The sequence below is a fragment of the Streptomyces sp. NPDC004051 genome, from assembly GCF_053604275.1.
Genome location: NZ_JBSGHG010000010.1, coordinates 122,334 through 135,750, shown reverse-complemented (window position 1 = coordinate 135,750; position 13,417 = coordinate 122,334). Strand labels below are relative to the sequence as shown.

The window sequence follows — 13,417 nt, the reverse complement described above, 5'->3', positions numbered from 1 at the left end:
GGTATTTGACTTCCCCTCAGTGTCAGCGATCCGTCTTGGGAGCTCTTCAGAACCTCCTCTTGACCGTCGGTCTACGCCAGTAGACACTCACCACTGCCACAAGGCCGATTGACGCCGTGCTCACCGACTTCACATGTGCTCGTACCCGCCCTCGTCAGAGTGCGGGCAGAGGTTCTGTACCGATCACCCTCCCGATCGCGGGCGGACACGGTGCCAGGACACCGCTTCTCGAAGCGGGCCATGACAAGCCGGTTCGGCGGATCTTCGAGGGTCAACGGGGGAATCTCGTGCGTTTTCAACTGCTCGGCCCACTCAGCATCACCGACGGTTGCGAGGTGGCCGTCCTCCCGCCGGCCAAACCGACGTCACTGCTGGCGGCCCTGCTGATCCGCCCCGGTGAGGTGGTCCCGACGCAGCGTCTCCGGCAGGCCGTCTGGGGCGACGAGCAGCCGGCGACGGCGAAGGCGGCCCTGCAGAGCTGCGTCCTGCGGCTGCGCCGCCTCTTCGCGAAGTACGACATAGAGGAACAGTCGGTGGTCGCGGTCGCCGGGGGTTACCGCCTCCCGGCCGACGGCGACACCCTGGACCTGCTGCACTTCCGTGGCCTGGTGGCGGAGGCCGCCGGGGCGGGCGAGTCCGAACTCCCCTTGCTGCGCACGGCACTCGACCTGTGGCAAGGGCCGCTTCTCGCCAATGTCCCCTCCGAACTGCTGCACCGCGACGAGGTGCCCCGGCTGGTCGAGGAGCGCCTGCGCGTCCTGGAGCGCGTCTGCGAGATCCAGCTGGCCCGGGGACAGTCCCGCGAGGTCCTGGTGGACCTCTGGGAGGCCACCCGCACCCACCCCCAGCACGAAGGCCTCGCCGCCCAGTTGATGCGGGCGCTGTACCGGGCGGGGCGGCAGATCGAGGCGCTGGCCGAGTACCGGAGGATCAGGACGCACCTCCGGGAGGAGCTCGGCGTCGATCCCGGCGCGGAACTGCAGGGTCTGGAACTGGCCATCCTGCGGGGCGACGAGCCCCGTGGCCCGGCCCTGGAGGCCGCGCCGCTCACCCTCGCCCCGCACGCGGCGCCCGCGGTGGCCGACGCCCTGCCCGACACCTCTGCGCCCCGGGGCGAGAACACCCCTTCCGGCGGGCCCGTCCTCCCCGGCGACGGCCGCCCGCCCTCGGGTCCGGTTCGTCCGCCGGGTCCCAGGCTGCCCCATGTCCCCGGCTTCACCGGCCGCACCCGGGAGACCGCCGACCTGGTGAGTCACCTGAGCGGCGAGGGCCGCAGGGACGGGCGGACGGACACCGGCCCGGCGATCGCGGTGATCTCCGGGGGCCCGGGGATGGGAAAGACCGCACTGGCCCTGCACACCGCGCAACTGGTGGCGGACCGGTACCCCGCGGGGGGTGTACTGCTGCCGCTGACCGGGCCCGACGGCACGCCGCGGTCCGCCGGCGAGGCGGCCGCCGAGCTGCGCTCCGCACTCCCCTCCGGCGCTTCCCCCGGATCGTGCCTGGTGATACTCGACGATGTCGTGCACCCGGACCAGGTCCGCGGGCTGCTCGACATGCCGGGCTGCGGCGCCTTCGTCGTCACCAGCCGTATGCGACTGGCCGCTCTGGTCGCCACGCACGGTCCGGCGGTACTGCAACTGGGCGCCCTGCCGCCGCAGGAGTCCCACGCGCTCCTCGTCGCCGTCCTCGGGCATGAGCGGGTGGCGGCCGAGGCCCCGGCGGCACACGCCCTCACCGAGACGTGCGGGCACGTCCCGCTGGCCCTGCGGATCGTCGCGGCCCGGCTGCTGACCCGGCCGAAGCTGCGCCTGGCGGACCACGCCGCATGGCTGCGGCGGGACCTGCCCGCCCGGCTGGCGCTGCCCGACGACGCCCGGATGTCCGTTCCCCTGACCCTCGACGGCGCCCTGGACCGGCTGCCCGCCCCGGTGGCCGACGCGCACCTGCGCCTGGCACGGCTGGACGGGCAGATCACCGCACCGGCCGCGGCCGGTGCCCTCTCCGTCCCCGAGACCCACGCCGAGGAGCTGCTCGAGCGGCTCCTCGACACCGGGCTCCTCGACGAGGAACAACCCGGGACGCTCCGCATGAACACCCTGTTCCGCGCCCACGCGCTGCACAGGTCCGCCCGGACCGGCGACATCCCGCAGGCCGTCGTCGCCACGGCCCGGCACGCCCTTCCGTCCGGGGCCACCTGACGGACCGGGACTGCGGCCCGGAACGCGGCCCGGCCCGGTGGGCCGGACACCCGAACATCCTCCCCTTTCCTCGCTTTCCCCTGACTTTTTCTACTTCTTCAGACCCGAGTGGCCGTCAGGCCCGACCCGGAGGTGCGACTCCGTATGCCCACGACCCCGTACGAGGAGACCTCGGACACCCGTCCCAGGGTGCGCCGCGACGTGCTGTTCACCGAGACGCCCACCGGCGTGATCTTCCACAACGCCGACGGTGGTTTCCAGCTCAGCTCCCCGTCCGCCTACCGGTTCGCGACCCTCCTCGTCCCGCACCTGGACGGGAGCCGGACCGTGGCGGAGATCTGCGCGGGCTTCAAGGACCAGCAGAAGGCGATGGTGGGCGGTCTGGTCAAGGCGCTCTACGCCCGCGGGTTCGCCCGGCCCGTGCCGGCCCCCGGCGAACCGGGGCCGGACGCGACCGTGCAGCCGGCGGTCGCCGCGCGCTTCGCGCCGCAGATCGCCTACCTCGACCACTACGCCGACGGCGCCGACAGCAGGTTCGCCGCGTTCCGCGGCACCCGTGTCGCCGTGCTCGGCGACGGTCCGGTCGCCCGCTGGTGCGCGCTCTCCCTGATCCGCAACGGCTGCGCCTCCGTCGCCGTGGAGGCCGCGCTGGCCGAAGGCCCCGCCACCGCCGCAGAGTTCGGCGAACTGCGGGCCGAGGCGGCGGAGTTCACCGCACAGGGCAGTCCGGCCGAGGTGACGGTACTGCCCGGGGCCGGTCCGGCGGGCGACTGGACGGCGTACGAGGGGTACGACGTGGTGGTCGCCGCCTGCGGCCGCGACGCGTTCCGGACCTCGATCGCCATGCTCCGCCACGGCGTTCCGGACGGCCGCCTCCTGCTCCCCGCCTGGACCTTCGGCGACCGGGCGGTGGTCGGGCCGGTCAGCGGCCCGGACTCCGAGGGATGCCTGGCCTGCGCGGCGCTGCGCCTCGGCGCGACGGGGGACGCGGCGGTCGCGGCCGGCCTCTGGAGCGGTCTGGCCCTGGGGGGCTCCCCCGGCCCCGGGCCGCGCGGCCCGCTCGCCGCGATGCTCGGCAACCTGCTCGGCTACGAGGTGTTCCGGCTGGTCACCGAGGCGCTGCCGGCCGAGACCCGGGGGCAGGTGCTGCTCCAGGACATGGCCTCGTTCGATGTCCTGGCGGAGCGGCTGCTGCCCCATCCGCGGTGCCCGTTCTGCCGGACCCGGCCCGGCGCGCCCGATCCCGTCGACCTGACCGCGGCCCCCGGACGGCCCGCCTTCGAACCGGTCGTCGCCGCCGCTCCGGACGACGACGCGACCGAGGGTCCGCTCGCCGACCTCGACCGCCGCTCGCTCGCGCTCCGTCCGTCCGTCGGGGTCTTCACCCGGTACGCGGACGAGCCGGTCACCCAGACCCCGCTGAAGGTCGGCGCCGTGGAGGTCGCTCTGGGCGCCGCCGGGACCCGGACCGTCGTCGCGTTCGACGTCCAGCACACCGCGGGCGCCCGTCTGCGGGCCCTCGACGCCGCCGCCGAGGTCTACGCCGAGCACGTGGTGCCCGGGTCCCCCGCCCCGGACGACGCCTCCGACGGCGACGCGCTGCCGAGGGTGAACCCGGACGCGCTGACCACCGCCACCGGCGCCGGGGGCGATCCGGTCGCTTCCTGGACCCCGGCCGTGTCGCTGCTGACCAAGGAGCGGACGCTGGTGCCGGCCGGTGCGGTGCGGCCCTTCGGGCCGGACAACCAGGACCGCCGGTTCGAGCCGTCCCGCGCCGGAGCCGGTGCGGGCGACGGCCTGCCGGAGGCCGCGGCGGCCGGCCTGCTGTCCGCGCTCGCCCACGACGCGCTGCGGCGGGCCGTGCGCGGGGCCGGGCGGACCGCGGTGATCCCCCGGACCGCGTTCGCCGACGACGTGGAGGCGACCTTCCTGCTGCGTTCCGCCGGACATCTGGGGCTGGACGTCGAGCTCCTCGACCTCGGGGAGGCGGACCGCACCGGGGTCTCCGTCGTGCTGGCCAGAAGCCGTCCGGCGGAGGGCGGCGGACCGGGCCACTGGGCCACCGGCTCCGCCCTGGACCGGACGGCCGCGGCCACCGACGCGCTGCGCGACCTGCTCGGCACCGCCCAGCTCGCCGCGGAGGGGGTGCTGGGCACACCCGACACCGGTGACCCGCTGCTGGTCGACCTCGACGCGGCCCTGGTACCGGTCACGGCCGAGGACGGCGCGGCCGGGCCGGACGCCGGGCCGGTCCCGGTGACCTGGACCGAGGTCCTGGAGCGGCTGGACGCCGCCGGGCGTGACGCCTTCGTCGTGCCCACGCACGCGGCCGACCTGCCGGCCGCCGGGATCCGCACCGTCCGGGTCCTGCTCACCGAGGCGGCCGACGATGACCGCTGACCTCGCCCGGGCCCCCGTCGGCGGGGCCGAGGAGCCGCGGGACGGGGCGTGCCGTCTCTTCGCGGAGGAACTCCGCCGCGCACTGGCGGATTTGCCGTTCGAGCCGGGCCGCCCGGTGCCCGAGGTCGCGGTGCTCGCCCTCGGGGTGCGGGACGCCTTCACCGCCCCCGGCCCCACCGAGGAGGCGCCGCGCTCCGCGCTCCCCGTGCACCTGTACGGCCGGCATGTGCTGGTCGGCCCCCGGCCCGTGGCGGGAAGGGCCGGCTGCGGCACGTGTCTGCGGCGCCGTTGGCAGGGGGTGCGCTCGGTCGGCCTGCGGGAGGGCCTCGAACTGCGGGGCAGCACACGGGAGGTGGGGCCGTGGCCCTACTCGGTGCCGTTCGCCGCGCAGGCCGTCGCCTCGCTGATCGCCCGGCTCGACGCCGCTCCCCCCGACGCCGGACGGCCCTTCCCCGACGTGTGGCTGGTGGACCTGGAGAAGTCGACGGTCCGACACCATCCGCTGGTGCCCGAGCCGGACTGCCCCGGCTGCGGCACACCGGAGCCGGTGACCGCCGAGTCGGCCGCCCTCACCCTGCGGCCCGCGCCCAAGTACCGGCCGGGCGTCAGCCGGGTCCGGCCGGTGGACGCGTACGGCCTCCAGGTGGACGCGTTCGCCAACCCCCACTGGGGCGCCGTCGGGCCGTCGGTGGTGTGCGACGTCACCTCGCCGACCACCTCCGCCACCGTGGGCTGCTTCTCCAGCCGCTCCGGCGACTATCTGCGGGAGACGTTCTGGGGCGGTCACGCCGACACCTACCACGCCAGCACCCTCATCGGTGTGCTGGAGGGGCTGGAGCGCCACGCCGGGATGCGCGCCCGGGGCCGCGCCCTCACCCTGACCGCCGCCCTGGACGATCTCGGGCCGGACGCCGTCGACCCGCGCGAGACCGGCCTGTACACGGACGACTTCCACCGGGCGAACCCCTGGGTGCCGCCCTTCGCCCCGGACCGTCCGGTCCCCTGGGTGTGGGGCTGGTCGCTGCGGGACGCGCGCCCCCGCCCCGTCCCTGAGATCCTCGCCTACTACCACAAGCCCGGGATCGAGCACCGGTTCGTCCAGGAGAGCTCCAACGGCTGCGCCTCCGGGGGCAGTCTGGAGGAGGCCGTGCTCGGCGGCCTGATGGAGGTCCTGGAACGGGACGCCTTCCTGCTCGCCTGGCACGGCATGCAGCCACTCCCCGAGATCGATCCGGCGACCAGCGCCGACCCGCACACCCGGGTCATGGTGGACCGCATGGCCATGTACGGGTACCGGGCCAGGTTCTTCGACACCCGGATCACCTTCCCGGTCCCCGTGGTCACCGCGGTCGCCGAGCGGTTCGACGGCGGCCCCGCCCGGATGTGCTTCGGGGCCGGAGCCGCCCTCGACCCCGAGGCCGCGCTCGCCGCGGCCCTGTGCGAGATCGCCACCGACTCGGTGCAGCTCCTCCAGCGGTTCCGGCGCGACGAGGCCGGGTACCGCGCCATGGCCGAGGGCCACGGGAAGATCACCAGCCTGCACGACCATCCGCTGGTCTACGCGGTGCCGGAGATGGGCCGCTACGCCGACTTCCTGCTCCGCCGCTCCTCGCCCCCCGAGCCGTCGGGCGTGGCCGACCTGCGCTGGGCCCGCGCCGACGGCTCGGGGCCGGACGTGCGCGAGGATCTGCTCGCCGCGGTGGACGCCGTGACGTCCGCCGGATTCGACGTGGTCGTCGTCGACCAGACCTCGCCCGAGCAGCGTGCTCTCGGTCTGCACACGGTGAAGGTGCTGGTGCCCGGCCTGCTCCCGCTCGACTTCGGCTGGACCCGGCAGCGTGCCCGGCACATGCCCCGGATGCGCACGGCGCTGCGCGAGGCGGGCCTGCGGCCGGACGACCTGACCGGGGCCGACCTCAATCCCGGCCCGCACCCGTTCCCATGACCGGCCGCAAGAACACCGAGCACCCCGAGAGCACCGAGGAACTGACGAAAGGGGGATCCCATGGGGTACGCCCATGAGTACGCGCACGCCGTCCTGCACCGCGGCCGCGTCCCGATGGAGCCCACCGACCATGTCGTGAACTGGGACGACGGCCCGCGCAAGGGCAAGTACTACCCAAACGCCGAGGCGTTCGCCCTGCCCGGCGCCGAGGACCTCGCCGACGTCCCGGTCGCGCCGGGTCTGCTGCCCGGCACCGCCCGGGTCCGGGACGCAGACGGCTCGCCCGGCTTCGGCCTCCCGCTGCTGTCAGCGATGCTCCGGGACTCCTACGGGCTGACCGGGCGCCGGCTCGGCATCCAGGCCAACACCGACCTGCCCGGACTGCCGTACTACACCCACGCGAACTGGTCGCGCGGCACCGCGGGCGGCGGTGGGCTCTACCCGGTGAGCATCCACTGGGCGTCCGGCCCCTCCGGCCCCCTCACCCCGGGTCTGCACTACTACGACATCCACCGGCACGCCCTGCAGCGGCTGCTGGCCGGTGACGTCACCAACAGGGTCCGGGAGGCGCTCGGCGCGGACGCGCCCGCCGAGGCCCTCGAGACCGACCAGTACCTGCTGCTCGGCGTCAAGTACTGGCAGAACTCCTTCAAGTACAACAGCTTCTCGTTCCACGTGGTCAGCACCGATGTCGGCACCCTCGTGCAGACCTGGCGGATCTGGTCCGCCGCCCGGGGCCTGCGGATCGCCCCCGTGCTGTGGTTCGACGAGCCCCGGCTGAACGAACTCCTCGGGACGGCCGGCGAGGAGGAGACGGTGTTCGCCGTCGTGCCGCTGCACTGGGACGCGCCGGCACCCCGCCCGGACGCCGCCGCCCGCGCGGTCACCCCCCGCACGGACCCGCGCCACCGGCCGGCCGTCCGGCACCGGGACGTCGAACGCTCGCGCACCCTGCTGGACTTCACCGCGCTGAGCGGGATGCACACGGCCACCCTGGAGGGCGCCGCCGACCGGCCCGCCCCCGGGGCGCTGACCGCAGCCGCGGCCCTTCCCACCACCGATCCCGCCGCCGGCACCGTCCGGGTGGCCCTGCCCGAGCCGGTCTTCCCGGACACCGGCGTCCGCCGCGCCCTGCGCGACCGCCGTTCCAGCTTCGGCAGGTTCGACGCCCGCCGTCCGGTCGGCGCCGGGGACCTGTCGGCGGTGCTCGCCGCCTGTGCCGAAACCCGGTCGGCCGGCGACACCGATCCGTCCGGCGAGGTCCGGCTCGCCAAGCTGTACGCCTTCGTCAACCACGTGGAGGGCGTGGAGCAGGGGGCGTACGCGTACGACCCCGACCGTGACGAGCTGTGCCCGGTCGCCCCGGGCCCCCAGGGCTCCTTCCTCCAGCAGAACTACTTCCTGGCCAACTACAACCTGGAGCAGGCCGGTGCGGTCCTGGTGCCCACCGTACGCACCACCGCCGTCCTGGACGCCCTCGGCGACCGCGGCTACCGGCTCGCCGTCGGCACCGCCGGAGCCGTCGCGCAGAGCTTCTACGTCGCGGCCTCCGCCCTGGGCCTGGGCGCCGGTGTGGCGCTGGGCTTCGACAACGTCTCGTTCGTCGAGCGGCTCGGGCTGGCGGACGGCGACGAGGCCCCGCTGCTCATCATGGCCCTCGGTCACGAACGGCCCCAGCCCGCCGACTTCCGCCACGAGATCGCCTGACGGCCGCAGAGGATTCCCCATGACACCCACAGAGTCCGGCGCCACGACCACAGCGGCGGGCGCCCCCACGGACACCGGGCCGGGCGCCGCCACGGAGCCCGGCACCCGCTGGGAGCTCGGCCGGCGCTTCATGCTCCGCGCGGCCGGCCTGCCCATCGAGACGGTGCACGGCCTGCGCTGCCCCGGCACCCGCCGCTGGGCCGACGCCGTGCTGGCCGAGGAGGAACGGCTGACCGCCGCCGGGGCGGCCCTCAGCGACCTGCTGCACACCCTGGTCAAGTCGACCACCGGCCCCGAGGAGGACCCGGGCGACGCCGCCGTGCGCCGCGGGCTGATCAACCTGCGCCGGCAGGTCTTCAACAACCGGCTGCCCGCCGACACCGGGGCCGCCGTCCAGCTGGTGACGGAGCAGGATCCCGAGACCGGCCGGCGCACCGCCCAGTGGCTGCACGACCGGGTCCGCCTCGAGGAGCTGCGGGCCACCGGAGCGGACCTGCTCGCCGGTGAACTCCAGGAGAACCGGCGGGTGTTGCGCGAGGTCCTGGCCGACGACCGGCTGCGCCTCGGCCTGCTGCTCGCCTCGCCCGCCCTCGACGGCCGGCTGGACGCCTATCTGCGTGACACCAGCCCCCGGCCCGGCAACCGGCTGCGCAAGATCGAGCGTTCCGCGCTGACCTACCTGTACCGCACGGCCTGCAAGACCAGCCCCTTCAGCACCTTCACCGGTATCGGCCCCGGCGCCTTCGCGGGCGACCCGTCGGACGACGGGGCAGCGCTGCGCACCGGCGAGGACTGGGTGAGCCACGTACGGCTCAACGTGGTGGCGCTGGCCCGGCTGACCGAGCTGATCACCGCCGACCCCGGCCGCCGTCAGGACCTGCCGGTGGTCCTCTCCCCGGGCTGGGGACGCGACGCCGACCGCATCCGCTACGTACGCCATGTGATGACCGCGGGCGACGACAGCGCCGCCGTCACCTTCGACGCAGTCCGCGACCGGCTGTTCTACCTGCGCAGCAGCGGCACCCTGGAACGGCTCCTGGAATGGCTCGGCGCCCAGGACGCGCCGGTGCGCCACCGGGACCTGGTGGCCTGGCTGGAGACCGGGCACGACGCCGGGCGCGAGGAGTGCGAACGGTACGCGTCGGCCCTCCTGGACCTCGGCATGGTGCAGGTTCCGGTGCTCCGTGCGGACGTGCACGATCAGGACCCGCTCCGCTCCTACCAGGAGGCCCTGCGTTCCCTCGGTGCGCCCTGGGCCGACCGGCTGGCCCGTCTGCTGGACGGCCCGGCCGACTGCCTCGCCCGCTACCCCGGGGCCGGCATCGGGGAACGCCGCACGCTGCTGAGCACCCTGCGCGGTCAACTGCTCGACGCGCAGCGGGAACTGGGGGCGGCCGAGCCGGCCCTTCCGCAGACCCTGGTGTACGAGGACGTGGACACCGGCGACGACCTGACCTGCGGGCCCGCCGTACTGGGCGGGGAGACCGGCCGGGCCCTGCAAGCCGTCGAGGGCATCCTGCCGCTCTTCGACCTGACCCTGCCCCAACGCATCACCCTGCTGGGCTTCTTCACCGCCCGCTACGGCCGCGGCGGCCGCTGCGACGACCTGCTCGGCCTGGTCCACGACTTCCACGAGGACTTCTTCGACCAGTACGTCTCCTTCACCTCCCGACGCGCCTCCTACGACGAGGACGGCACCTACCTGCCCGAGGAGAACTGGCTCGGGCAGAGCGAGATGAAGGCCCTGGACCGGGCCCGCCGCCACTTCCACGAGGGCATGAAGGACCTGTGGCGGCGGCACGGCACGGCGGCCGACGCCGAGGAGATCGAGCTGCCGGAGCGGCTGCTCGCCGAGACCGCCGGTGAACTCGCCCCGATCACAAGCGACTTCACACCGCAGAGCCATCACATCCAGCTGTCCCGGCCGCCCGGCGGCCGGCCGCTGGTCGTCCTCAACAAGTCCTACGGCGGACTGGCCTTCCCCTTCAGCCGGTTCACCCACCTCTACGACGGCGCCGGAGCGGACACGGACCCGGCGGCACCCGGCTTCTCCGACACCCTGCGCGAGGAGATGGCGGCCCGCCGGCCGGAGGGCGCCGTGTTCGCGGAGGTCACCGGAGGACCGGTCAGCAGCAACCTGAACCTGCACGGCCGGCTGACCGACCACCAGATCGTCTGCCCGGGCGAGACCAGCACCGTGCCCGAGGACGCCCGGATCCATCTCGACGACCTCTACATCCGGCATGACGAGCGGGCCGGCCGCCTGGTCCTGCGCTCCCGCCGCCTCGGCCGTGAGGTCGTGCCGGTCTATCTCGGCTACCTCGTGCCGATCGCGCTCCCCGAGATCCCGCGCACCCTGCTGCTCCTCTCCCCCAGCACCATGGCCCCCTTCGACGTGTGGGCGGGGGTGCCCGAGGGCGAGGCCCGGAACGGGGTCACCCGCAGGCCCCGGGTCCGGCACGGAGACGTGGTGGTCGGCCGGCGCAGCTGGACCGCGGACGCGGGGTACCTGCCGAGCCGGGGCCCCGGGGCCGGGGAGGAGGAGTACTACCTGGAGTACCGGCGCTGGCAGCGCGTCCACGGCCTGCCCGACCGCTGCTTCGCCACGGTCTCCCACACCGACCAGGGACCGATCGGGGCCAAGCCCGTCCACGTCGACTTCGACAGCCCGCTCTCCCTGTCCGTGTTCGACGCCCTGGTGGAGCGCAGGCCGGGCACCCGGGTGACCTTCCGGGAGATGCTCCCCGCCGAGGACGGGCTCCACCTCACCTCCCACCGCGGCCGGCACGTGGCCGAGCTCGCCGTGGAGACCTTCACCACCCGCCGACTGCCGCAGTCCGAACCGGAGGCCGCCCCGTCATGCCCGAACTGACCGAACCCGCGGCCTTCCGGCCGGACCCCGAGGGCACCGGCCCCTCGCCCTGGCTGGCCCTGCACGTCTTCTACGCCGCCAACCCCCAGCCGCTGCTGGTGAAGTGCGTCCGCCCGCTGGTCGACCGGCTCACCGAGGACGGGCTGCTGTCCGGCTACTTCTTCATCAACTACTGGTTGGAGGGGCCGCACATCAGGCTGCGCCTGCGCCCGAGCGGCCCCGACGCCGAGGCCGAGGTGCGCCGCCGCACCGAGGAGGCGGTCAACGGCTTCCTGAAGGCCCGACCCGCCCTCTACGAGGTCGACTCCGGTTTCCTCAAGGACTTCTACAACTCCCTCTTCGACATCGAGTTCCCCGGCGAGGACCGGGCCAGGTACATGGGCCCGGACGGCCTGATGAACCTCAGGCCGAACAACTCCTTCTCCTACGAGGTCTACGCCCCCGAGTACGCCAAGTACGGCGGACCGGCCGGGGTGGACCTCGCCGAATGGCACTTCCGCCACTCCAGCGACCTGGTCCTGGAGGCGTACCGGAGCATGAACCTGCACCTGCGGACGGTGCTGCTCGGCACCTCCGCCCAGCTGATGATGGTGATGGCGAGCTGCTTCCTGCCCGAGGAGGAACGGCTCGCGGACTACCTCGACGCCTACTACGCCTTCTGGCACCGGCTGTTCCCCGGCACCGACTTCATCGGGTCCACCGAGTACGAACGCACCTACGAGCGCATGGCGCCGACCCTCGGCGCCCGGTTCGCGCAGATCAGGCAGGCCGTGGCGAGCGGCGACCTGTCCCGGCTGCCGGCGTTCCTGCGGCACTGGGCCGAGCACTGCCTGGAGCTGCGCGAGCGCGTGGTGGACCTCACCGAGCGCGGCGAACTCGCCTTCCCGGCCTGGGACGGTCCGGCTCGCGAGGACACCGGCCAGGAGCGCGCCGAGGACCCCGACGCGGCTCCCCTGGTGACCGTCACCCACCCGCCCGCGGTGCTGCCCCGCCTGCTCTCCCCGTACATGCACATGACCAACAACCGGTTGCATGTGACGATCCGGGACGAGGCGTACCTGGCCTTCATCCTGGGCCGGGTGCTGCGCGAGCCGGCCGACGGACGGCAGGCGGTCTCATGAGCGCCACCGAACAGTCGCCCACCGACCACTCCGCCGTCGGCGACCGCGCCTCCGCCGCCCGCGCGTACCGCCCCGCGCTGCGTCCGGGCGTGCTGATCGGTCCGCCCCTGTTGCGCGGTCCGCGTACCGTCCACCTCATCAAGCACCCGGTCAGCGGTGCCGCGTTCGAGGTGGGCCCCAAGGAGCACTTCGTCATCAGCCGGCTCGACGGGACCCGGAACGTCGACGACGTCGTGGCCGAGTACGCGGCCCGGTTCCGCCTCCGGCTCCCCGAGGAGCAGTGGACCCGGCTGCTCGGCCTGCTCGGCACCCGCGGGCTGCTCGCCGGGTCCCCGGACCCCGCTCCGCCCGAGCCTGCTCCGGCCCGCACCGGAACCTTCTGGAAGGGCAGCCGGCGGACCGTCGCCGACGCGCACGGCACCACCGGACGCCTCCACCGGCTGCTGCGTCCGCTACTCCGCCCCTGGGCCCAACTTCCGCTGGTGGCCGCCGTACTGGTGCTGGTCGTCGCCGTGCTCGCGGATCCGGTGGCCGCCCTCGGCGGAACGTGGGAGCTGCTGACCCGTCCGCTGGTGCTGGTCCCGTTCGCGGTCTTCCTCTGGTTCAGCATCTGCCTGCACGAACTCGCCCACGGGATCGCCGCCCGGCACTACGGCGGTGTGGTCACCGAGATCGGGCTGCGCTGGCGGTTTCCGGCCATGATGATGTACTGCACGGTCGACAACTACCTGTTCCTGCCCGGCCTGCGGGCGAAGCTGGTGGTCGCCGCCGCGGGCGCGTACGTCAACCTGGTGCTCCTGCTGCCCTTCGCACTGTGGTGGGCGCTGCTGGACCCGGCCGACCCGGGCCGCCCGGTGCTCACCGGGATGCTCTTCGTCGGCGTCGTGCAGGCCCTGAGCAACCTGGTCCCGCTGCCGCCGCTGGACGGGTACCGCATGCTCGGCCACACCGTGGGCGCCGCCAACCTCGCCCCGGAGACGGGCACTTACCTGACCCTGCGCAGGCAGGGGCGGGACGCCGTCGCCGCCTACCCGCGGCGCGCCCGCCGCCTCTACACCTCCTACGCCGTCACGGCCGCCGCTCTCGTCCTGCTCGCGGTGGCCGGAACCGGCACCGCCGCCGTCCTCCTGCTGCTCCGATGACGTCCCACCCCGAAAGATCACGCAACTCA

General features: G+C 74.2%; 7 protein-coding genes. All 7 read left to right on the top strand.

The window, feature by feature from the left end:
* The first annotated feature begins 287 nt into the window (after nt 1-287).
* Nucleotides 288-2,201 (top strand): BTAD domain-containing putative transcriptional regulator, encoded by a 1,914-nt coding sequence (locus ACWEQO_RS13970; RefSeq protein WP_452982542.1) that lies wholly within the window; start codon nt 288-290, stop codon nt 2,199-2,201.
* A 144-nt stretch (nt 2,202-2,345) separates the two neighbouring features.
* Nucleotides 2,346-4,601, top strand: a complete 2,256-nt coding sequence (locus ACWEQO_RS13965) for a TOMM precursor leader peptide-binding protein (protein ID WP_452982539.1) — start codon at nt 2,346-2,348, stop codon at nt 4,599-4,601.
* Nucleotides 4,591-6,546 carry a TOMM precursor leader peptide-binding protein gene (locus ACWEQO_RS13960; RefSeq protein WP_452982536.1) on the top strand — a complete coding sequence of 652 codons (1,956 nt, stop codon included), beginning with the start codon at nt 4,591-4,593 and terminating at the stop codon, nt 6,544-6,546. Before ACWEQO_RS13965 ends, ACWEQO_RS13960 begins: the two co-directional genes overlap by 11 nt.
* A gap of 60 nt (nt 6,547-6,606) precedes the next feature.
* Entirely contained in the window at nt 6,607-8,253 is a 1,647-nt protein-coding gene (locus ACWEQO_RS13955) for a nitroreductase family protein (RefSeq protein ID WP_452982533.1), read from the top strand.
* Between the two features lie 19 nt (nt 8,254-8,272).
* Nucleotides 8,273-11,125 (top strand): lantibiotic dehydratase, encoded by a 2,853-nt coding sequence (locus ACWEQO_RS13950; protein WP_452982530.1) that lies wholly within the window; start codon nt 8,273-8,275, stop codon nt 11,123-11,125.
* The gene (locus tag ACWEQO_RS13945; protein WP_361458415.1) at nt 11,113-12,246 is read left to right on the top strand and encodes a lantibiotic dehydratase C-terminal domain-containing protein; all 1,134 of its coding nucleotides are present in this window, start codon (nt 11,113-11,115) and stop codon (nt 12,244-12,246) included. The genes ACWEQO_RS13950 and ACWEQO_RS13945 overlap by 13 nt, the downstream gene beginning before the upstream one ends.
* Nucleotides 12,243-13,388: a peptidase M50 gene (locus ACWEQO_RS13940; protein WP_452982527.1), complete on the top strand. Its 1,146-nt coding sequence runs from the start codon at nt 12,243-12,245 to the stop codon at nt 13,386-13,388. Before ACWEQO_RS13945 ends, ACWEQO_RS13940 begins: the two co-directional genes overlap by 4 nt.
* Nucleotides 13,389-13,417: the final 29 nt, after the last annotated feature.